This window comes from Flavobacterium sp. (assembly GCF_027531705.1).
In the GTDB taxonomy this organism is placed as follows: Bacteria; Bacteroidota; Bacteroidia; order Flavobacteriales; family Flavobacteriaceae; genus Flavobacterium.
The window spans coordinates 33910-55870 of the sequence record NZ_JAPZSP010000031.1; the positions used below are offsets into that span (position 1 = coordinate 33910).

At 32.6% G+C, this 21961-nt stretch carries 19 protein-coding genes; 14 read left to right on the top strand and 5 right to left on the bottom strand.

Annotated elements, in window-relative coordinates; all coding sequences use genetic code 11:
- Positions 1–54: 54 nt before the first annotated feature.
- Complete coding sequence (locus O9267_RS11935; RefSeq protein ID WP_298179813.1) at positions 55–510, top strand: DinB family protein; 456 nt, start codon at positions 55–57, stop codon at positions 508–510.
- A gap of 30 nt (positions 511–540) precedes the next feature.
- Positions 541–1683 carry a cystathionine gamma-synthase gene (locus O9267_RS11940; RefSeq protein WP_298179816.1) on the top strand — a complete coding sequence of 381 codons (1143 nt, stop codon included), beginning with the start codon at positions 541–543 and terminating at the stop codon, positions 1681–1683.
- A gap of 51 nt (positions 1684–1734) precedes the next feature.
- On the opposite strand, the gene O9267_RS11945 is transcribed toward O9267_RS11940, so the two are convergent.
- Positions 1735–2490 carry a glutamate dehydrogenase gene (locus O9267_RS11945; RefSeq protein ID WP_298179819.1) on the bottom strand — a complete coding sequence of 252 codons (756 nt, stop codon included), beginning with the start codon at positions 2488–2490 and terminating at the stop codon, positions 1735–1737.
- Between the two features lie 265 nt (positions 2491–2755).
- On the opposite strand from O9267_RS11945, the gene gdhA reads away from it, so the two are divergent.
- A complete protein-coding gene (gene gdhA, locus O9267_RS11950; RefSeq protein ID WP_298179822.1) occupies positions 2756–4099 on the top strand; it encodes an NADP-specific glutamate dehydrogenase in 1344 nt (447 codons plus the stop codon).
- Positions 4100–4147: 48 nt separating this feature from the next.
- Here the strand turns inward: gdhA and O9267_RS11955 are convergent, their stop codons facing one another.
- Genes O9267_RS11955 through O9267_RS11965 form a run of 3 tightly spaced genes read right to left on the bottom strand, consistent with a single transcriptional unit; the run spans position 4148 to position 5581 of the window.
- Positions 4148–4756, bottom strand: a complete 609-nt coding sequence (locus O9267_RS11955; protein WP_298179825.1) for an FAD-dependent oxidoreductase — start codon at positions 4754–4756, stop codon at positions 4148–4150.
- 3 nt (positions 4757–4759) lie between these two features.
- Positions 4760–4960, bottom strand: coding sequence for a hypothetical protein (locus tag O9267_RS11960; protein ID WP_298179827.1), 201 nt, complete (start codon positions 4958–4960; stop codon positions 4760–4762).
- Between the two features lie 42 nt (positions 4961–5002).
- Positions 5003–5581 (bottom strand): MarC family protein, encoded by a 579-nt coding sequence (locus tag O9267_RS11965; RefSeq protein WP_298179906.1) that lies wholly within the window; start codon positions 5579–5581, stop codon positions 5003–5005.
- A gap of 101 nt (positions 5582–5682) precedes the next feature.
- Here O9267_RS11965 and O9267_RS11970 point away from each other — a divergent pair, with 101 nt between their 5' ends.
- The 11 genes from O9267_RS11970 (at position 5683) to O9267_RS12020 (ending at position 21518) form a co-directional block, all read left to right on the top strand.
- The gene (locus tag O9267_RS11970) at positions 5683–7296 is read left to right on the top strand and encodes a T9SS type A sorting domain-containing protein (RefSeq protein WP_298179829.1); all 1614 of its coding nucleotides are present in this window, start codon (positions 5683–5685) and stop codon (positions 7294–7296) included.
- 3 nt (positions 7297–7299) lie between these two features.
- A complete protein-coding gene (locus O9267_RS11975) occupies positions 7300–7866 on the top strand; it encodes a DUF3109 family protein (RefSeq protein WP_298179832.1) in 567 nt (188 codons plus the stop codon).
- A gap of 261 nt (positions 7867–8127) precedes the next feature.
- A complete protein-coding gene (locus tag O9267_RS11980; protein ID WP_298179835.1) occupies positions 8128–9105 on the top strand; it encodes a ribonucleotide-diphosphate reductase subunit beta in 978 nt (325 codons plus the stop codon).
- Between the two features lie 92 nt (positions 9106–9197).
- On the top strand, positions 9198–11615 hold the full coding sequence (locus O9267_RS11985; RefSeq protein ID WP_298179838.1) for a ribonucleoside-diphosphate reductase subunit alpha: 2418 nt from the start codon (positions 9198–9200) through the stop codon (positions 11613–11615).
- A gap of 95 nt (positions 11616–11710) precedes the next feature.
- Complete coding sequence (locus tag O9267_RS11990; protein WP_298179841.1) at positions 11711–11932, top strand: hypothetical protein; 222 nt, start codon at positions 11711–11713, stop codon at positions 11930–11932.
- 5 nt (positions 11933–11937) lie between these two features.
- On the top strand, positions 11938–12390 hold the full coding sequence (locus tag O9267_RS11995) for a GNAT family N-acetyltransferase (protein ID WP_298179844.1): 453 nt from the start codon (positions 11938–11940) through the stop codon (positions 12388–12390).
- A 36-nt stretch (positions 12391–12426) separates the two neighbouring features.
- Positions 12427–13761 carry a deoxyguanosinetriphosphate triphosphohydrolase gene (locus tag O9267_RS12000; RefSeq protein ID WP_298179846.1) on the top strand — a complete coding sequence of 445 codons (1335 nt, stop codon included), beginning with the start codon at positions 12427–12429 and terminating at the stop codon, positions 13759–13761.
- Positions 13762–13846: 85 nt separating this feature from the next.
- Entirely contained in the window at positions 13847–16606 is a 2760-nt protein-coding gene (locus O9267_RS12005) for a T9SS-dependent M36 family metallopeptidase (protein WP_298179848.1), read from the top strand.
- 126 nt (positions 16607–16732) lie between these two features.
- Positions 16733–19996: a PA domain-containing protein gene (locus tag O9267_RS12010; protein WP_298179850.1), complete on the top strand. Its 3264-nt coding sequence runs from the start codon at positions 16733–16735 to the stop codon at positions 19994–19996.
- 306 nt (positions 19997–20302) lie between these two features.
- Positions 20303–21298 (top strand): NAD(P)H-dependent glycerol-3-phosphate dehydrogenase, encoded by a 996-nt coding sequence (locus O9267_RS12015; RefSeq protein ID WP_298179908.1) that lies wholly within the window; start codon positions 20303–20305, stop codon positions 21296–21298.
- A 1-nt stretch (position 21299) separates the two neighbouring features.
- Complete coding sequence (locus O9267_RS12020; RefSeq protein ID WP_298179852.1) at positions 21300–21518, top strand: hypothetical protein; 219 nt, start codon at positions 21300–21302, stop codon at positions 21516–21518.
- Here the strand turns inward: O9267_RS12020 and O9267_RS12025 are convergent, their stop codons facing one another.
- Complete coding sequence (locus O9267_RS12025; protein WP_298179855.1) at positions 21519–21926, bottom strand: hypothetical protein; 408 nt, start codon at positions 21924–21926, stop codon at positions 21519–21521.
- Between the last annotated feature and the right edge of the window lie 35 nt (positions 21927–21961).

Below are 21961 nucleotides of genomic sequence, written 5' to 3' on the forward strand. Positions count from 1 at the left end.
CAAAGAAAATTCATTTCAAACTTATAATCTGTATTTTTGATAAAAATTTAAGTTATGGAATCATTATTCAAAGTTTGGGAAACCAGCCGCCACATTTATTTAAAGTTTTTAGAAACTTATTCGTTACCGCAATTAAACAAAATCCCTGATGGTTTTAGCAATAATATCATTTGGAATGCTGGTCATGTCATTGTTTCGCAACAAAAATTAATCTACACACTTTCAGGATTACCTGTTTCTATTTCGGAAGCGATGATTGAGAAATACCAAAACGGTTCAAGACCAAATGGAAATGCAACTCAAGAAGATTTAGATGAAATTAAACAGTTATTACTTTCAACAATTGCGCAGACCAAAAATGATTTTGCAAATGGTTTGTTCGAAAACTTTACCGAGTACCAAACCAAAACCGGATTTCATTTGGGTTCATTTCAAGATTCGTTAGAATTTAATAATTATCATGAAGGAATTCATTTGGGAATGATGTTAAATATTAAGAAGTTTGTGTAAACTATTTATCTTTGTAAAAAATTAAAAAAAATGAAATTCAATACTAAAGTGATACATGGTGGTCAACATCATGAAAAAGTTACAGGAGCTGTTATGACTCCAGTTTTTCAGACATCAACTTATGTACAAAAAAGTCCAGGTCAACCAGTTGGTGACTATGAGTACAGTCGTGCAGCCAATCCAACTCGTCAAGCATTAGAGGATGCTTTAGCTTCAATAGAAAATGGAGCTCGTGGTTTAGCATTTGCATCAGGTTTAGCAGCAACTGATTGTTTGTTGAGGATGTTCAAAGCAGGTGACGAAATTATAGCGATGGATGATTTATATGGTGGAACCTATAGATTGTTTACCCGTTTATATAAAGATAGTGGTATAAAATTCCATTTTGTCGATATGAATGATTTGGAGAAATTTCAATCATTAATCAATGAAAACACCAAATTGGTTTGGGTTGAAACACCCACAAATCCATTAATGAAATTAGCGGATATTGCAGAAATAGCCAAAATAACAAAAAAGCATAATTTACTTTTTGCAGTCGACAATACTTTTGCTACACCATATTTACAAAAACCACTAGATTTAGGAGCTGATATTGTAATGCACTCAGCCACAAAATATTTAGGTGGACATTCAGATGTTATTGCTGGTGCTCTTATTATAAAAGATAAAGCATTGGGTGATGAATTGCATTTTAAACAATTTGCAACCGGTGGAACACTTGGTCCAATGGATAGTTATTTGGTTCTTAGAGGAATTAAAACATTGCATTTACGAGTTCAGAGACATTGTGAAAATGGTATGAAAGTTGCCGAATTTTTGAGTAATCATCCAGAAGTTTCAACGGTATTTTATCCAGGATTACCTAACCATCCATTTCATGAAATTGCTAAAAAACAAATGAAGTCTTTTGGTGGAATGGTTTCATTCACTTTTACATCAGGAAGAAAAGAAGATGCGATTTCTTTTTTAGAAAAATTGAAAGTATTCACTTTAGCGGAATCTCTAGGCGGAGTTGAATCTTTAGCCAATCATCCAGCTTTAATGACACACGCTTCTATACCAGAAGAAAAACGAAAAGAAGTTGGAATTACTGACGACTTAGTTCGATTAAGTGTAGGAGTAGAAGATATAGATGATCTACTTGCCGACTTAGAACAAGCTTTCAGATAATAAAAAAGCCCCGATTTTTTTTAAATCGGGGCTTTTTATAAAGATATTTAATTAATAGAAATAATAGATATAACCTAAGTTTATACCTATATTCCAATCATTTGATTTGTTTTCTGTATATATATATTTATCAGGATTCATACCGTCAACCCAGTCAGAAAAATAGTGCTGACCTCTTGCTTCAGCAATAAGAGAATGGTATTCAGATAATTTGTATCTAATGCCTAAAGTTCCAGTTAATGAAAATGCATAATCATCGTTTGTTCTTAATGCATTCATATATTTAACTGGAGTAGTATATGGAAAATTAAGTTCGCCTAATGAAGAAGTAACTTTAGAAGAAAAATAATTCACTTGTGGACCAAAACCTACATATGGACTAAAAGTCATACCTCTAACGTAGTCATCAATTTTAAAAGGGTAAAACTCCACTTGAAAACCAGCGCTTGTGACTTGGGTTGACCCAGACATTGCTCTTAATTGGTTGGCAAATAAACTCTTTTTAGATGGGTCTACATACTGACCATAATGCTCAAGATCTGCTTTTAGATAAGATAACTCAGCACGAAGTTTAAAATTTTCTCTAAAACTTTCTAAGTCTTCAACTTGAGAAATATAGAAAAAACCACCAATAGAAAAGCCGTTATTTTTTACAAAGTTTTCTACATTTCCAGCTTCGCCGAAATCAGATTTAAAAAATACTGGACCAGCCATAATACCAACCTCGGTATAGGTGTTGTAATATTGAGCGTTGGCGTTGTAAGCACCAAAAATTAGCACGAATGTTAATAGAAGTTTCTTTAACATAGAAAGAAAGGATTTTACTTATTTGGTTACAAATATATAAAAACATCATTCACATATAAAAGAAAATAAAAAAATAGTTATTCAAATAGAGAAAAACCTATCAAAACATTTAAAAAAGAAAGTATATACTATGATTTTTTAAGATTTATTATAAAAAAAATAATTCTTTTGAGAATTTAAAAAAAATCACTCAAATATTTTTATAAAATGTATATTTGTCATCACAAACGAAAACGTTTTCTTAAACGTTAATAATCTAATAATCATGTCACAAAGTATTAACACTTTTCTTGAATTAGTTTCAAAAAGAAACCAAAACGAACCTGAGTTTATGCAGGCAGTTAAAGAAGTTGCAGAAACTGTAATTCCTTTTATCGAACAAAATAAAAAATACCAAGGCAAAATGCTATTGGAAAGAATGGTTGAACCAGAACGTGTTATCATGTTCAGAGTTGTTTGGCTTGATGATGCTGGTAATACGCAAGTAAATCGCGGATACAGAATTCAAATGAATTCAGCAATCGGACCATACAAAGGAGGAATTCGTTTTCATCCATCTGTAAATTTAAGCATCCTAAAATTCTTAGCTTTTGAGCAAACTTTCAAAAACAGTTTGACAACTTTACCAATGGGTGGAGGAAAAGGAGGAGCTGATTTTGATCCAAAAGGTAAATCAGATAACGAAATCATGAAATTCTGTCAATCATTTATGACTGAATTATCAAAACATATTGGAGCTGATACTGATGTTCCTGCTGGAGATATCGGTGTTGGTGGAAGAGAAGTTGGTTATATGTTTGGTCAATATAAAAGATTAAGAAACGAATTTACTGGAGTTTTAACTGGTAAAGGAATTTCTTTTGGAGGTTCATTAATTCGTCCAGAAGCTACAGGTTATGGTGATGTTTATTTTGCTCAAAGTATGTTGGCTACCAAAGGCGATAGCTTTACAGGAAAAACAGTTGTAATTTCTGGTTCAGGAAATGTAGCGCAATATGCTGCTCAAAAAGCAACTCAATTAGGAGGAAAAGTAGTTACTATGTCTGATTCTGCTGGATACATTCACGATGAAGCTGGTATTGATGCAGAAAAATTAGCTTACATCATGGAAATCAAAAATGTAAACTATGGTAGAATTAGTGATTATTTGAACAAATATCCAAATGCTAAATATGTTGCAGGAAAACGTCCTTGGGAAGTTAAATGTGATGTTGCTTTACCATGTGCAACTCAAAACGAGTTGAACGAAGAGGAAGCAAAAACGTTAGTAGCTAACGGATGTATCTGTGTTGCTGAAGGTGCTAATATGCCTTCAACTCCAGAAGCGGTTACTGTTTTCCAAAATGCAAAAATATTATTTGCTCCAGGAAAAGCTTCTAATGCAGGTGGTGTTGCCACTTCTGGTTTAGAAATGTCTCAAAACTCATTACGTTTAAGCTGGACAACAGAAGAAGTTGATGAAAGACTTAAAAACATCATGTTAAATATTCACGCTTCTTGTGTAAAATACGGTTCAGATGCAAATGGATACGTAGATTATGTAAAAGGTGCTAATATTGCAGGTTTCGTAAAAGTTGCCGATGCTATGTTAGGACAAGGTGTTGTATAAAACAAACAAACAATAAATAAAAATAAAGCTATCTATAATAAGGTAGCTTTATTTTTTTATACTATCATGACTTTGAGCGTCAATACCATTGTTCCATAAAGTAAGGATGTCGGTTGCAACAGCTGCGCCGCTTCCTGCCGCAATGGCTAGTTGACTTCTATGACCAGCAAGAGTTCCTGCAACAAAAATTCCTTCTGCTACTTTATGGTCATTGTTTTTTAAATAAATTCGTTTTTTTTCAACAATTGCTTTTGGATGTTGATAAACAAAGTCCATTAAACCTTCAATAGCAAATGTGTTTGAACTTCCAATGGCAACAACAATATTTTTAGTCAAATAGGAATCTTTGTTGGTAATGACTTCAAAATTTGGAAAAGAACCAGTAATTTTCATCACTTTTTCATCTTCTATTTGAGTAATATGAGGATATAATGTAGAAAGTTGCAGCAAAGATTCTTCTAATAATTCCGAACCTAATTTCCCAGTCGGGATTCCGTATGCGTTATTAAATAATGCTTCTTGCAATGCTGAGGTTTTTTGATGTGCAATAATACCAACTTTTTTATCAGATGCAAAAGTTTTATTTTTTGCCGAACCTAATACAAGTGCGCAAGAAACGCCAGCTACACCGCCACCAATTATCAAAACATCAAACATAAATTATTGATTTTTGAACTTTTCTTCAATTGATTTTGACATTCTAAAAATCAACAAGATTAAAACAGCACAAAAAGAAGCAACAATTCCTATAAGTGCAACAAAACTGTCTCCTTCTAATAAATTATTGAAATCTAACATTGTGATGTTAAAAACAATTAGTGCAATAGCAAGAAAAAGTAATACGTAGGTAAAGATTTTCATTATTTTGAAATATAATTGGATACAAAAATACTAAAAAAGTTGTTAAGCAAATAAACCCTTAACATTTGCAGCAAATAATTTAACAGCAATCGCTAACAAAACTACTCCAAATGTTTTTCTTATAACGCCTAAACCTGTTTTTCCTAGTAGTTTTTCAATTTTAGCAGATGATTTTAAAACGGCATAAACCAATAAAATGTTTAAAATAATGGCTATTACAATATTTATTGAATAAAATTGTGAACGCAAAGACAACAAAGTAGTCATCGTTCCAGCACCTGCAATAAGCGGAAATGCTAATGGAACTATTGATGCTGATGTCATCGCTTCATCTTTATAAATACGAATTCCTAAAATCATTTCAAGAGCTAGAAAAAACAACACAAACGAACCTGCAACGGCAAACGAATGCACATCAATACCAATAAGTTTTAAGAATTCTTCTCCTATAAAAAGGAAAACAATCATAATAACTCCAGCAACAATAGATGCTTTTTCCGATTCAATATGCCCGACTTTATTTCGCATATCTACAATAATAGGGATTGTGCCGACAATATCAATTACTGCAAACAAAACCATAGTTACGGTGACAATTTCTCTAAAATCTAAATACATAATACTTTTTTAAATGTGTAAAATTAGGTAAAACAGAAATCTTAAAGGGAAAAAGAGTAAATTTGTTTTCAAATTCTCTTGTTACTAATTCTAAAAGCTACAATATGAAAAATTTATTTACCTATTTATTGCTTTTTTCTACATCATTTTTTTCGGGACAAATTAACTTGGAACACACCTATAATGATGGTCTAATTCAAAGAATAAATTTGGAAAATTCTGGAGAGAAGTATTATATGTTCAAAAATAGCACTAATGAATTACTATTATATAATTCTGACCATACTTTATGGAAAACAATTGTTTTGCCAATTATTGGAAACAACCAACTAGCTCCAACCAGAATATTTCACATTTCAGAATCATTGATTAATCCTGATACTAATTTAGAAGTAATTTTTGGCTATTATAATAATTCTTCTATCAGTTATGAGACCAAAGTGATTTCAGAAAATCAAACAGTCATTTTAACAATTCCAAACTGTTTTTGGGTTTTTATTGATGAAATTGAAGGGCTTGATAGTAAATTAATTACAATGAATGCGGATAGTAATAATCCTAATAGTAACGTGTATTCGTTCCCTAGTTTAGTTCTTGAAAACACAAACATATTTGGACAAATTGAAAGAGTAAAACTAGAAAATTCTGGAGAAAAATATTATGTTTTAGATAAAATAAACAAAAGAGTAATAATTTACAACACAAATTATTCAATTTGGAAAATAATAAATCTTACAATACCACTAGACGCAACCTTGTTTGATGTGTCTTTTTTGTCTGAAAATCAAATCAATTCTGATAATCTCATTGAAGTTGGGTATAGATATTATTTTGTAATGACTCCAATGTATATATATGGATGCAAAATTATAAATGAAAGCAATGAAGAATTACTGTCATTGCCAAATGCGTCAGGCATTGAGCTTAGTGTTTTAGATGGTCTTGAAAATAAATTAATGGTTTCCTATCCTAACACATCTCAAAACTTTTATTCATATACAACAAGTGTGTTTAATGTTTCAAATTTATCTTTAGAGAATGCTTATGAAAGCTTGGTAGGAAGGTTGAAACTTGATAACTCAGGTATGGAGAAATATTACACATTTGATAAACCTATAAATAATCAACTAAAAATTTATAATTCTGACCATAGTCTATGGAAAACAATATCGCTTCCTGTTCCTAATGAAGATTTTGAGGTAATTAATGTTAATTCAATTTCAGAATCTAAAATTGTTCCTGATGCTTTGATAGAAGTTTGCTACAATTATAAAAATAAATATTTATTAGAGGATTATTATCAAAGTGCTGTTATTAATGAAAACGGATTAAATCTTTTGACAGTAAATGCTAATTATATTTTTATAAATGAAATTAATGGTTTAAATAAAAAGTTGATTTCAATTGCTGAAAATCAATTTTCAAATTATACTCAAAGCAAAGTTTTTAGTATTGGTTCATTGTCAAATGAAAGCTTTGAAAATGTTTCTCATATTAAAATTACACCAAATCCTGCAAGTTCTTATTTAAATATTTTATCGGAAAAGCAATTACTTGAAGCTAAATTTTTCAATTCAATTGGAATGTTGGTTCAAAAAGAATCTCTTGAAAATAATTCCAGAATTAATATTGAACAATTGCCAAATGGTATTTATTTTCTTCTTTTAACTGACAACAATAACAAATTATCAACTCATAAAATTATTATTTCAAATTAAGGCATGTTTCAACTAGGAAAAACCATCGTATCAGAAGATATTCTCGAAAAAGATTTTGTATGTAACCTTTCGGCTTGCAAAGGCGCTTGTTGTGTCGATGGCGATGCTGGCGCACCTTTGAGCGAAGAAGAAACCAAAATTCTTGCTGAAATTTACCCAAAAGTGAAACCTTTTCTTCGCAAAGAAGGAATAGAAGCTATCGAAAAATTGGGAACATCTGTAATAGGAACCGACGGAACGCTTGAAACAACTTTAATAAACGAAAAAGACTGTGCGTACGTAATTTTTGATGGTAAAACCGCGCTTTGTGGTATCGAACAAGCTTATAATCAAGGCGAAGTTTCTTGGAAAAAACCAGTTTCTTGCCATTTATATCCAATTCGAGTAAAAGATTTTACTGAGTTTGCCGCGGTTAATTATGATCGTTGGGATATTTGTGATGATGCTTGCTCTTTGGGTAAAGAATTACAAGTTCCAATTTACATTTTTGTCAAAGAAGCGCTCATCCGAAAATTTGGTGAAGATTGGTATTCTGAACTTGAAAAAGTAGCAGAAGAATTAAAAAAATAACTTCCAGAACTCTACAAAAAATATAATTGTTCATTACTCCAAACGCCCTTTGTTTCAAGGGGTTCAGAACATTTGTTTTATTTTAAGTTATTGATTTACAATATATTAAAAACAATCATTTTTATACTTTTATCATTCTTCTTTGTTAAAAACTAGTTGCGATTGTGAATAAGTTTGGCTTTCATTTCACACAACTAATTGCAATCTTTGTAATCGGAAAAATTCTTAATTTTTACTTAAAATTTACAATAAATTTACATCATGTCTCAAGTTGAACCTATTTTACAAGAAAACAAAGATCGCTTCGTAATCTTCCCAATCAAACACCAAGATATTTGGGAATGGTACAAAAAGCAAGAAGCATGCATTTGGACTGCCGAAGAAATTGACTTACACACCGATTTAAACGATTGGAACAATAAGTTGAATGATGATGAAAAATATTTTATCAAGCATATTTTAGCATTTTTCGCGGCATCTGACGGAATTGTAAATGAAAATCTAGCTGAAAACTTTGTAAGTGAAGTGCAATATCCAGAGGCAAAATTCTTTTATGGTTTTCAAATTATGATGGAGAACATCCATAGCGAAACCTATTCTTTATTAATTGATACCTATGTAAAAGATGAAGCAGAAAAACATGAACTTTTTCACGCAATAGAAACTTTTCCAGCTATTAAAGACAAAGCTGATTGGGCATTGAAATGGATAGAATCTGATTCATTCGCAGAAAGATTAATTGCATTTGCAGCTGTAGAAGGAATTTTCTTTTCTGGTTCGTTTTGTTCTATTTTTTGGTTGAAAAAACGTGGTTTAATGCCAGGATTGACTTTTTCTAACGAATTAATTTCGCGTGACGAAGGAATGCATTGCGATTTTGCCGTGCATTTACATACCAATCATATTGTAAATAAAGTTCCAAAAGCAAGAATAACAGAAATTCTAACAGACGCACTAAACATTGAGAGAAAATTCATTACCGAATCGCTTCCAGTAAGTTTAATAGGTATGAATGCCACTTTGATGACACAATATTTAGAATTTGTTACTGATAGATTATTGGTAGAATTAGGTTGCGACAGAGTATACAATTCGTCAAATCCTTTTGATTTTATGGATATGATTTCCCTTCAAGGAAAAACCAATTTCTTTGAAAAACGAGTTGCCGAATACCAAAAAGCAGGTGTAATGAACACCGATTCTGAAGCAAGTAAAATTAGTTTCGACGCAGATTTCTAAGATTTCCATTTGACCCAGAAAGGGTTGATAAAAAAGATTACAAATAACCCGAAATAGCGAAGGGATTTTCTATTTCACAAAAACAAAAACTTATGTACGTAGTAAAAAGAGACGGCCACAAAGAGCCGGTAATGTTCGACAAAATCACAGATAGAATTAAAAAACTATGCTATGGTTTAAACGATTTAGTTGATGCAGTAAAAGTTGCCATGCGTGTTATTGAAGGATTATATGACGGTGTAACCACATCCGAACTAGATAATCTAGCTGCCGAAACAGCAGCTTCTATGACCATTGCACATCCAGATTATGCTCAATTAGCAGCTCGAATTGCTATCTCAAATCTACATAAAAATACTAAAAAATCATTCTCGGAAACAATGAACGATATGTTTCATTATGTAAATCCAAGAACCAACCAAGAAGCACCATTACTTTCTGAAGAAGTTCACAAAGTAATTCAAGAAAATGCTGAATTTTTAGATTCACACATTATATACAACCGCGATTTCAACTACGATTATTTCGGTTTCAAAACATTAGAACGTTCGTATTTACTGAAAATCAATGGAAAAATCGTAGAAAGACCACAACACATGTTGATGCGTGTTTCGGTTGGAATTCACCTAAACGATTTAAAATCGGTTATTGAAACTTACGACTTAATGTCGAAAAAGTTCTTTACCCACGCAACGCCAACATTATTCAATGCAGGAACGCCAAAACCACAAATGTCTTCTTGTTTCTTATTAACGATGAAAGACGACAGTATCGATGGAATTTATGACACGTTAAAACAAACGGCCAAAATTTCGCAATCGGCTGGTGGAATCGGATTGTCTATTCATAATGTTCGTGCAACAGGTTCATACATTCGCGGTACTAACGGAACTTCAAACGGAATTGTTCCGATGTTGAGAGTATTCAATGATACGGCTCGTTATGTAGATCAAGGTGGTGGAAAAAGAAAAGGAAGTTTTGCGATTTACCTAGAAACTTGGCACGCTGATATTTTTGAATTCCTTGATTTGAAAAAGAATACCGGAAAAGAAGAAATGCGTGCTAGAGATTTATTCTTCGCTATGTGGACATCTGATTTGTTCATGAAACGTGTAGAAGAAGATGCTCATTGGACATTGATGTGTCCAAACGAATGTCCAAAATTATGTGATGTTTATGGCGATGAATTTGAAGCATTATATACTTCGTATGAAGCAGCAGGAAAAGGAAGAAAAACAGTTAAAGCGCGTGAACTTTGGGAAAAAATCCTAGAATCACAAATCGAAACTGGAACACCTTATATGTTGTACAAGGATGCAGCAAACAGAAAATCGAATCAAAAAAATCTTGGAACAATTCGTTCGTCAAACTTGTGTACCGAAATTATGGAGTACACTTCTGAAGATGAAATTGCAGTTTGTAACCTAGCTTCAATTTCGTTGCCAATGTTTGTTGAAAACGGAAAATTCAATCACCAATTGTTATATGATGTAACAAAACGTGTAACTAGAAACTTAAACAAAGTTATCGACCGAAATTACTATCCAGTAAAAGAAGCCGAAAACTCAAATATGCGTCATCGTCCAGTTGGATTAGGAGTTCAAGGTTTGGCAGATGCTTTCATTATGCTACGTTTACCATTTACAAGTGACGAAGCTAAGCAAATGAACCAAGATATTTTTGAAACTATCTACTTTGCAGCTGTAACTGCTTCTATGGAAATGGCAAAAGAAGAAGGTCCATACTCAACTTTTGAAGGTTCACCAATTTCGCAAGGTGAATTCCAATACAACCTTTGGGGATTAAAAGATGCTGACTTATCAGGAAGATGGGATTGGGCAAGTTTGAGAAAAGAAGTAATGGAAAACGGTGTTAGAAACTCACTGTTAATGGCGCCAATGCCAACGGCTTCAACATCGCAAATTCTTGGAAATAACGAAGCTTTTGAACCTTACACTTCTAATATTTATACACGTCGTGTACTTTCTGGCGAATTTATCGTGGTAAACAAACATTTACTAAACGATTTAGTAGAAAGAGGATTATGGAACGAAACATTGAAACAAGAATTAATGCGAAACAACGGTTCTGTTCAAGATTTAGATATTCCACAAGACTTGAAAGAATTGTACAAAACCGTATGGGAAATGTCGATGAAAGATATTATAGACATGTCGCGTCATAGAGGTTACTTTATTGACCAATCGCAATCGTTGAACTTGTTTATGCAAGATGCTAATTATGCAAAATTGACATCAATGCACTTTTACGCATGGAAAAGCGGCTTGAAAACAGGTATGTATTACCTAAGAACAAAAGCAGCGGTTGATGCTATCAAGTTTACATTAAACAATGATAAAAAAGCAGAACCACTAGCCGAAAAAGAAGCCGTTGCACTAGAAGTTGCCGCTCCAAATGAAACGGGTGAAATGACAGCAGAAGATTTTGCTGCAATGGTAGAAAGAGCAAGAAATGCTGGACCAGATGATTGCGAAATGTGTGGTTCTTAATAATAAATATAGATATTAGATTATAAATATAAACAGCTGTCTAATTGACGGCTGTTTTATTTTTTAATTATCTTTGAAAATCAAATAAAAAAGCAATGGCAACAGAAAAAGGAGTTTACACAGGAATAATAGAAAAAGACAAAGACGGAAATTATTTTTGCGGAGAATATTTGTTGGATTATCAATACACAGAGGCAAGTTTTAAGTTAGGCGATAAAATCAATATCAAAACCGTAATAGCTAATCCTAGCGATAGAAGTTACAACCAATATCCAAAGAAATCGAGAAATTTCTTTTTGGCAAATGATAAAAAGTAAATCAAATGATTTCGTTAAAACGCACAACTTCTGACAACAAAGATTTTGAAAAATTAGTCGTTCAATTAGATGCTTATTTGCGAGTTTTAGATGGCGATGATCATGCGTTTTATGCACAATTTAATAAATCTAGTTTATTGAAGAATGCTTTAATTTGCTATGAAAATGAGATAGCAATTGGTATTGGCGCCTACAAGGAATATGATTCAGAAACCGTCGAAATCAAAAGAATGTTTACTTTGCCAGAATATCGCGGAAAAGGAGTTGCTAAAACAATTTTATCAGAATTAGAAAATTGGGCAAAAGAAGAAAAATATATAGTTTCTATTCTTGAAACAGGATTTATGCAAAAAGACGCCATTCATTTGTATAAAAAAGTTGGTTATAAAGTCACCGAAAACTTCGGGCAATACATAGGCGTTGAAAATAGTATTTGCATGAAAAAAAATATAATTTAAATCCTAAATATCAAAATCCTAAATCCTAAGTTAATCATGAAGTGGGAACAACTTTTATCACTAAAACGTCAAGGCGACAAAGGCAAACGCTTGCGAATAGAACAAGACGATACAAGATTAGGCTTTGAGGTTGATTATGACCGAATTATCTTTTCGGCAGCTTTTAGAAGTCTGCAAGATAAAACGCAAGTAATTCCAATGTCAAAAACCGATTTTGTTCATACAAGATTGACACATAGTTTAGAAGTTTCAGTTGTTGGACGTTCAATAGGAAGATTAGTAGGTAAAAAAATCATTGAAAAATATCCACATCTTAAAGAAATTCATGGTTATCAAGCGAATGATTTTGGAGCCATTGTAGCAGCAGCTTCGTTAGCTCACGATATAGGTAATCCACCATTTGGGCATTCGGGTGAAAAAGCAATTGGAGAATATTTTTCTATCGGAAAAGGACAAAAATACAAAGACCAATTAACCAATAAACAGTGGCAAGATTTAATAGATTTTGAAGGAAACGCCAACGGATTTTCAGTGCTTACAAGTTCTCGACCTGGAATTGAAGGTAGCATTCGATTGACTTATGCCGTTTTGGGTGCATTTATGAAATATCCAAAAGAAAGTTTACCAAAGAAACCAACTTCTAATATTGCAGACAAAAAATACGGCTTCTTTCAATCAGATAAAGATTTTTTCAAAGAAGTGGCAGACGAATTAGGTTTGATTCCAAATAAATCAGGAAATGATATTGGTTTTGAACGTCATCCGTTAGCCTATTTGGTAGAAGCAGCCGATGATATTTGCTACACCATAATCGATTTTGAAGATGGAATAAACCTTGGATTAGTTTCCGAAGATTATGCTTTGGAGTATTTAATAAAATTAGTAAAAGATACAATTGATACAACAAAATATCAAACACTTACAACCAAAGAAGATAGAATAAGTTATTTGCGTGCATTAGCCATAGGAAATTTGATAAACGATGCTGTAAGAGTGTTTGTAGAAAACGAAGAAGCCATTCTTAAAGGCGAATTTCCTTATGCTCTAACCGACAAAAGCAAATACAAAGCTCAAATTGATGATATTATAAAGTTAAGCGTAAAAAATATTTACCAAAGTCGAGAAGTTATTGAAAAAGAGTTATCAGGTTATCAAATAATTAATAATTTATTGGATAAATTCATAACGGCTTACAATAACAATTATGAAGGAAAAGCAACTAATTACGATAAACTATTGTTAAAAATTCTACCCGAAAAACATCATTTAGAAAAAGAAACTTTATACGAAAGATTGATTCATATTTGCCATTTTATTTCTATGTTAACCGATGGAAAAGCTGTTTTATATAATCAAATAGTTACAGCTTAATTGCTTGTAATTGTTAATATTTAAGGCTTTTTTTTGAAATGTAGTAAAATTAAATTAAGTTTGTTTTCCAAAAAAATTATATAAGATGAAAAAAATTACACTATTAACTACATTTTTGTTCAGTTTAGTTGCTGTTTCGCAAACTACACAACAAAAAATCCAGTCCTATCTTGATGCTAATGTAGCACGATTTGGGATTACAAAACAAGACGCTTCAGATTGGCAAATCGAGAGCGAAGTTCCAGGTGCTGGAACGGGTATTACAAGTATTCACTTTACTCAAAAACATCAAGGAATTCCTGTTTTTAATGCACAATCTGTTGCTTGGGTAAAAAACGACCAAGTAATCAATGTTGTTAATAATTTTCAAAATAATGTAGCGGCAAGAGTTAACACTACAACTCCTACATTGTCTGTTTTACAAGGAATTTCTGCTGCTTATGCTAAATTAGGAATTACTCAAACACCAACATTTACTATCGCAGAAACAAAGAATAGCAAATCATTTATGCTTACAGATGGTCTTAATGAAGACTTAATTACAGCTAAATTGGTTTACCAAACTATGCCAAACAATAGTTTAAAATTAGCTTGGTATTATCAGTTCTACACACCCGATGGTAAAAATCTGTGGGATTTGAGAATTGATGCTTTAAACGGTTCTATACTTGAGAAAAAAGATTTAGTTATTTCTTGTGCTTTTGGTGCAAATCATAGATATCACAATCATGATACTCATAAAGCAGAAAAAAACTTTAGTTTTGAAAACAAAGCTTTAAAATCTTCAAATTCCTTAGTGGTAGCTCCAGCTGGAACCTATAGAGTAATCCCATTTAACTATACAAGTCCAAATCACAGTCCTTTTGATCTAATTACAACAGAAGGGGATGCACTAGCTTCTCCAAACGGATGGCACGATGCTAATACTATCGGAGGCACAAATGCTTCTTTAAAATTTACTTACAGTAGAGGTAACAACGTTTTAGCTCAAGATGATATTGATGCTAATAATGGAAATGGAACGAGAGCAGAAGGAGGAGCATCATTAAATTTTGATTTTGCTCCAGGTGCAACTTCTTCAATACCATCAACTTATTTGTCATCATCTCTAACCAATTTATTTTACATGAATAATATCATGCATGATGTTTGGTACCAATATGGTTTTACAGAAGTTGCGGGTAATTTTCAACAAAATAATCTAGGACGTGGTGGAGCTACTTCAGCAACTGGAGATTACGTATTAGCTGACGGACAAGACGGAATAGCAAATGCTGAAACTTTGCCACCATTTACTGCTACAAATCTTCAAAACAGAAACAATGCAAACTTTTCTACACCAAACGATGGAGTTAGACCTAGAATGCAAATGTTTATGTGGGATGATGGTGCTCCTTTGGTAAATTATTTAAATGTTAATTCTCCTTCGTCTATTGCAGGGCCAAAACCAGCTAAAGATAATTCTTTTGAAGGAACAGATCATATTCCTGTTCCAATAGCTCCAGCAGGAATTACATCTGATTTGGCTTTATATACAAATGTACCCGTAAATGTAGGTCAAAACCCAAACAGTGCGTGTCAAGCAGCTACTAATTCTTTTGAATTAGATGGCAAGATAGTATTAATTAAAAGAGGAGGGTGTTTCTTTAAAGATAAAGTAAAAAATGCTCAAAATGCAGGTGCAGTGGCTGTTATTATAGCAGATAGCCTTTCGCAAAGTCACTATGAATCACTTGGTGCAGGATTGCCTTTCGTTATTGGTATGACATCAACGGGTCTTAACGATATTACTATACCTGCTATTTCTATTACTAAAGATTTAGGGGATGAATTAATTGCTCAATTGGCATTGGGTACTGTAAATGTTACTGTACAAGATCCAGGCAATTCTTATTTATTTTCTGATGGAAGTTATGATAATGGTGTTGTTGCTCACGAATATGGACATGGAATTTCTAATAAGTTGATTGGTGGACCAACAAACTCTTCTTGTATGACTAATCTTGAACAAATGGGAGAAGGATGGTCTGACTGGTTTAGTATGATGATGCAAATTAAACCTGGAGCAACTGCTACAGATAATGTTTATATTGGAACTTATGTTATGAATCAAGCAAATACTACTGGTCCTGGATTAAGAGAATTTCCATACACAACTGATATGAATGTTAATCCAAGAACTTTAAATAGTTCTAACAATCCTGATAATTCCAATTCAGGTTATAGATATACAATAGGTGAAACTTGGGCTACAGTAATGTGGGATTTAACATGGGCATACATTGATAAATATGGTTATGATCCAAATATTTACACAGGAACTGGCGGTAATAACAAAGTAATGAAATTAGCATTAGATGCTCTTAAGTTACAAGCATGTAATACTGCTTCAATGGTAAGTGGAAGAGATAATCTTTTTGCTGCTGATCAAGCAACTACAGGAGGACAAGACTATTGTATGATTGCGGAAGTATTCAGAAGAAGAGGTTTAGGACTTAATGCTTCTTCAGGAGATGCAAATAATTCTGGTGACCAAGTTGAAGATTTCACAGCTTTCCCTGCAGGACCAAATTGTACATTAGCTGTTGATTATTTCAATAATGAAGGAATGATTAATGTTTCTCCAAATCCTTCAAATGGTGTCTTTAATGTAAGAATTAATAAGTTCTCAGGTAAAGTAACCATGCAAGTTGTTGATATTAATGGAAGAGTAGTATTGAGTCAAACAGATGCTGACTTTAATAACGAAGCAACTATCAATTTAAGCCAATTCCAATCAGGAGTATATATCTTGAAAGTGAATGCTAATAATTTAAATTATACAGAAAAATTAATTAAAAACTAATTTTTTCAATTATATAAATCAAAGCCGATAGCGAAAGTTATCGGCTTTTTTTGTAACATTTTTCTATTTTTACTACATATTACATTAAAATACTTATTTTTACAACAATAAACCAACTAACTTTCTATGAAAAATAAATTATTACTAATCTGCTCGTTTTTGTTGTTTGTGTCAACGTATGCTCAAAACAAACAAACAAAATCTAAATTAAAAAAAGAAAGCACAAACAAAGTTATTGCTCAAAAACCTGATGCAAAAACACTTGAACTAAGAGAGTGTCATTCTGAAAACCTTGAGAAAAGCCCTTTTAAGAAAACTTTACAGTTATCAAAAAAGGAAAGAAGAGCAATGGGAATACCACCTAACAAATATTTCGAAACAGAATGGGAACTAACCATGAATCCTGAAACTGGGAAACCTGATACACAAAACCTTGTTGAACTTAGAAAAAAACTTCTAAAAGATAGAGAAGAATTAGGTGGTAGAACACCTGGTGATGGAGTTGACAATAACTGGATAGAAAGAGGGCCAACTAACGTGGGCGGAAGAACAAGAGCTGTTATGTTTGATCCAAATGATGCAACAAATGAAACTGTTTTTGCTGGTGGTGTAAGTGGTGGTTTATGGAAAAACACCAACATTTCTAATCCAAGTTCAGTTTGGGTAAGAGTAGGCATTCCTGAAAATTTAGCAGTGTCATGTATTACTGTTGATCCGAATAATTCAAATGTTTTTTATGTAGGAACAGGTGAATCGTATGTTAGTGGCGATGTTAATGGAGATGGAGTATGGAAATCAACTGATGGTGGCGCAACATGGTCAAATATTTTTGGTGGAATTTCGGCTCCAATTTACTTTGATAATGCCTCAAATCTTACAGTAAATTCTCCATCAACTATTGCTGGAAGTTATATAATGGTTGAATCTAGTGAAGGTTTTGATTCTGCTCCTGCAATAAGTTCTCCAATTACGGGTGATATAGTACTTGCAGATGATGGAACAACTTTCAATACAGAAGGATGTAGTGCTTTTGTTAATTCAGGTGCATTGGCTGGTAAGATTGCTCTTGTTAGAAGAGGCACATGTAATTTTACAGTTAAAGTTAAAAATGCACAATTAGCTGGTGCTATTGCTGTAATTATTATGAATAATAATACAGACGCACCTTTCTCGATGGGTGGAACAGATACAACTATTACTATTCCGTCTGTAATGATTACACAAGTGGATGGCAATATGTTACAGAACGCATTATTATCAGGAGCAGTAAATGTTTCTTTAAATCCTTCAAACGGAAATTTCACAGGTTATATGCTACCTGGGATTCAACATGTAAACGCAATAAAAATTAGAAATAACGCTGGAACATCTGAGATATATGTTGCTGCTGGAGATAGTTTCTATAGCGCATCAGGTTCAACTACATATCTTGGCGGAACTACCTATGGTTTGTATAAATCTGTTGATAATGGTACAACTTGGTCTGAAGTAGTACTTCCACTAACGGCAAATGGTAAAAAACATTGCCCAAATGATATTGAATTTGGTGCAGACAACAAAATATGGTTAGCAACAACCAATAGTGCGGTTTGGGGTGATGGAGGTGGAAAGATTTTCTCTTCGACAGATGGAAACACTTTCACTCAAAAACACCAAATACAAGATGCTAAAAGAACACAAATAGCTGTATCTTCAACTGTTCCCGATAAAGTTTATGCTTTAGCAGAAGTAAGTATTCCAACTCCAACTACAGAAACAGTTTCTATAATAAGTACAATAGATGGTTTTGCAACCGCTCCAACATCTTTGGCATTACCAGATGATCCTGATAGCGGAATTCCTGCAAATGATTTTACAAGAGGACAAGCTGGTTATGATTTAGTATTAGAAGTTGACCCTACAAATGATCAAAAATTGTTTGTTGGTGGAATCAATATTTTTAATTCAACAGATGGAGGAACATCTTGGGTAAGAAAATCTGATTGGACAGGAAATGTTCTTCAAGAAGTTCACGCCGACCAACATGCAGCTTCTTTTGCGTCTAACAATGCAAGTAAAATGGTTTTTGGTAATGACGGAGGAGTATTTTATAGTAATGATGGAGGAAACACTATTTCTGTTAGAAATAACGGTTTTAATGTTACACAGTTTTATAGTTTAGGAGTTGCTCCAACCACCAATGGTTTGCCTGGAGATAATTTTGTAGCGGGTGCTCAAGATAATGGCTCTCAAATGTTTTTAAATGCTACACCAGGTCAAAATGCTTCTGTAGAAGTTCAAGGAGGTGATGGCGCTTATTCAATGTTTGATCAAGATGGTATAGATCAATATAGAATCACTAATTATGTTTATAACAACACTATTAGATTATATAATTATGTAAGTGGTCAAACAAGATCTATTAATACAGAATCTGCTGTGCCAGGAAATGGTTCATTTATCAATCCGATGACCTTAGATTCTAGTAAAGATATTTTATATTCAGAATATTTTACAAATCCAAATTATAGAATTAGAAGATATAAAAATGTTAAATCAGGCGCAATTCAAAAAGCATTATTATCAAACCCAATTATGAATAGTGCAGCAACGGCATTAACCGTTAGCCCATATATTTCTTCAACATCTACTTCTACATTGCTAATAGGTACCAGAAATGGAAGACTTTTAAAAGTAGAAAATGCAGATAACGGTACAACTACTGCAGGTGCAGCAATTGTATGGTCAAATATTGCTGGACCCGGCTTTGTTGGCAGTGTTTCTGATGTTGAGTACGGGAATTCTGAAAACGAAATTTTTGTAACTTTCCATAATTACAATGTAGTTAGTTTATGGTATACTGCTGATGGTGGTGTAACTTGGCAAAATAAAGAAGGTAATTTCCCTGATATTCCTGTAAAAGCAGTTTTAAGAAATCCTTTAAATGTTGACGAAGTTATCATTGGAACTGAACTAGGTGTTTGGTACACAAATACTTTTAACACAGCTTCTCCAATTTGGTTACAATCATACAATGGAATGAGTAACGTAAAAGTAACCGATTTAGATTTAAGAAATGACAATGTAGTTTTTGCAGCAACTTATGGTAGAGGAATTTTCTCAGGTGCATTTACTGCTCCATCTCTTTCAACTATTAATTTTGAAAATACTAATGCAGTGGTTGTTTCTCCTAATCCTTCTAATGGTTTATATTCTATCCAAATCAAAGACATTTCTTCAAGAGTGAATGTTAAAGTTGTGGATATAAACGGAAAAGAAGTTTTTAGCAAAAAGGATGTTAATGCTGACGATATTAAATCAATAGATTTAAGTAATTTACAATCTGGTGTTTATATTCTTAATGTTAATGGACAAAAATTAAACTATACTGAAAAATTGATTAAAAACTAATTTTTTCAATTATATAAATCAAAGCCGATAGCGAAAGTTATCGGCTTTTTTTAATTGTTTCAAAAACAAAAGACGCTCATGAAATGTATCATGAACGTCTTTCCCCAAACCTCAAAACAAAACTTAACTAATTTGTAACAATTTTATATTTATTTATAACGCATCTCTTTTTTGTGTATTGTATTGAATATCATAAAATTAAGTTAAAGTTAAATACTGCCCGTTTTCTGAGTGTATTTCTAATATTTTAACTATTTTTGATAAGAGTAAAATTTAATAATAAATGATTCCTACGGAATGACAAAATTGAATAAATATCCAAAATTTGCGGTAATCGGTGGTGGAAGTTGGGCTACAGCAATAGCAAAAATGCTGTGTGTTAATCTTGACGAAATTGCTTGGTACATGCGAAATCAATCGGCAATTGACCACATAAAATCCCAAAAACACAATCCTAATTATTTGAGTTCGGTAGAGTTTGATACTAACAAACTAAAATTAACTTCTGATATTAACGAAGCGGTTGCTTATGCTGATTACATCATTTTTGCTATTCCTTCAGCGTTTTTAAGCGCAGAATTAGAAAAATTGACCGTAAGCCTACAAGATAAAGTTATCTTCTCTGCAATCAAAGGAATTGTGCCTGAAACGTTTTTGATTGTCGGCGAACATTTCAATAAACAATATAATATTCCATTTGAAAATATTGGCGTAATAACTGGTCCATGTCACGCAGAAGAAGTTGCTTTAGAGAGACTTTCTTATTTAACAATTGCATGTGGCGATTCTGAAAAAGCTAAAGTAGTTGCCAAAGTCTTAGCTGGAAATTATATAAAAACTAAAATTTCTGACGATATTATTGGTACTGAATACGCAGCAATGCTCAAAAATATCTATGCAATCGCCGCTGGAATTGCTCATGGTTTGGGTTATGGAGATAATTTCCAATCGGTGATTATGAGTAATGCTATTCGTGAAATGAAAAAGTTCATCAGAAAAGTACATAAAATGAAGCGTAACATCAATAATTCGGCTTATTTGGGTGATTTATTAGTTACTGGATATTCGGTTTTTTCACGTAATAGAATGTTCGGAAACATGATAGGTAAAGGCTATACAGTGAAATCTGCTATGATGGAAATGAGTATGGTAGCCGAAGGATATTATGCTGTAAAAAGTGCCTACAAATTAAATCAAGAATACAAAGCCAAAACACCAATTATTGATGCTGTTTATGAAATTTTGTATGAAGGGAAAGATGCCAAAAGTACATTCAAAAAACTAACCGAAAAATTAGATTAGCATGAGTGAAAGATGGAAATATCAAATTAAAATGGGTGGTGTTTGGGGATTGTTTATGGTCGTTTTTATGATGTTATTTGAACTAAAAGAAAAATCTTTTGCCCAACAATTTTCTGATCAAAATTTTTACATTAGAGCTGTCTCTTTTATACTTCTTGGAATATTTGTCTTAGGATATTTCAATTGGAATTCCAAAAACAAAAGAGAAAATAATCAGTAATTATCTAACAATCACACCATCGACAAACAGAATAGGAACTTCTTCTACATAATCTGGTGTGATGGATTGTGCTCTGAAAATAAATTTTTTATCGTATAAAGTGTTACCGATAAAATAAGTAACCATAAATTCGTTGTTGAGCTGTAAAACGCTTTTTTCTACCATTTCTACCTTAACAACAGAAACCGCAGGCACTTGCATAAATGCGTGGCGAAGAAGCGACGTTTTTTTCATTTCGCCGTCAATAGTTCCAAAGGCTTTAGAAACCACCATTACGCTATCTAAATTGAAATCAGAATCGTTTACTAGATATACATACCAAACTTTTTCCATAAAATCGTCGCTCCATTCTTGAACGGCGGCAAGGAATACGTTTTCTACAGTTGGAATTGTAATATCTGATTTCATGTTTTAAAATTAATAATAACCACGAAGAGCACAAA

Bases quoted from the DNA above. Each gene is read 5' to 3' on its own strand.
- O9267_RS11935 (WP_298179813.1), top strand. From the start codon at position 55: ATGGAATCATTATTCAAAGTTTGGGAAACCAGCCGCCACATTTATTTA.
- O9267_RS11940 (WP_298179816.1), top strand. From the start codon at position 541: ATGAAATTCAATACTAAAGTGATACATGGTGGTCAACATCATGAAAAA.
- O9267_RS11945 (WP_298179819.1), bottom strand. From the start codon at position 2,490: ATGTTAAAGAAACTTCTATTAACATTCGTGCTAATTTTTGGTGCTTAC.
- gdhA (WP_298179822.1), top strand. From the start codon at position 2,756: ATGTCACAAAGTATTAACACTTTTCTTGAATTAGTTTCAAAAAGAAAC.
- O9267_RS11955 (WP_298179825.1), bottom strand. From the start codon at position 4,756: ATGTTTGATGTTTTGATAATTGGTGGCGGTGTAGCTGGCGTTTCTTGC.
- O9267_RS11960 (WP_298179827.1), bottom strand. From the start codon at position 4,960: ATGAAAATCTTTACCTACGTATTACTTTTTCTTGCTATTGCACTAATT.
- O9267_RS11970 (WP_298179829.1), top strand. From the start codon at position 5,683: ATGAAAAATTTATTTACCTATTTATTGCTTTTTTCTACATCATTTTTT.
- O9267_RS11975 (WP_298179832.1), top strand. From the start codon at position 7,300: ATGTTTCAACTAGGAAAAACCATCGTATCAGAAGATATTCTCGAAAAA.
- O9267_RS11980 (WP_298179835.1), top strand. From the start codon at position 8,128: ATGTCTCAAGTTGAACCTATTTTACAAGAAAACAAAGATCGCTTCGTA.
- O9267_RS11985 (WP_298179838.1), top strand. From the start codon at position 9,198: ATGTACGTAGTAAAAAGAGACGGCCACAAAGAGCCGGTAATGTTCGAC.
- O9267_RS11990 (WP_298179841.1), top strand. From the start codon at position 11,711: ATGGCAACAGAAAAAGGAGTTTACACAGGAATAATAGAAAAAGACAAA.
- O9267_RS11995 (WP_298179844.1), top strand. From the start codon at position 11,938: ATGATTTCGTTAAAACGCACAACTTCTGACAACAAAGATTTTGAAAAA.
- O9267_RS12000 (WP_298179846.1), top strand. From the start codon at position 12,427: ATGAAGTGGGAACAACTTTTATCACTAAAACGTCAAGGCGACAAAGGC.
- O9267_RS12005 (WP_298179848.1), top strand. From the start codon at position 13,847: ATGAAAAAAATTACACTATTAACTACATTTTTGTTCAGTTTAGTTGCT.
- O9267_RS12010 (WP_298179850.1), top strand. From the start codon at position 16,733: ATGAAAAATAAATTATTACTAATCTGCTCGTTTTTGTTGTTTGTGTCA.
- O9267_RS12020 (WP_298179852.1), top strand. From the start codon at position 21,300: ATGAGTGAAAGATGGAAATATCAAATTAAAATGGGTGGTGTTTGGGGA.
- O9267_RS12025 (WP_298179855.1), bottom strand. From the start codon at position 21,926: ATGAAATCAGATATTACAATTCCAACTGTAGAAAACGTATTCCTTGCC.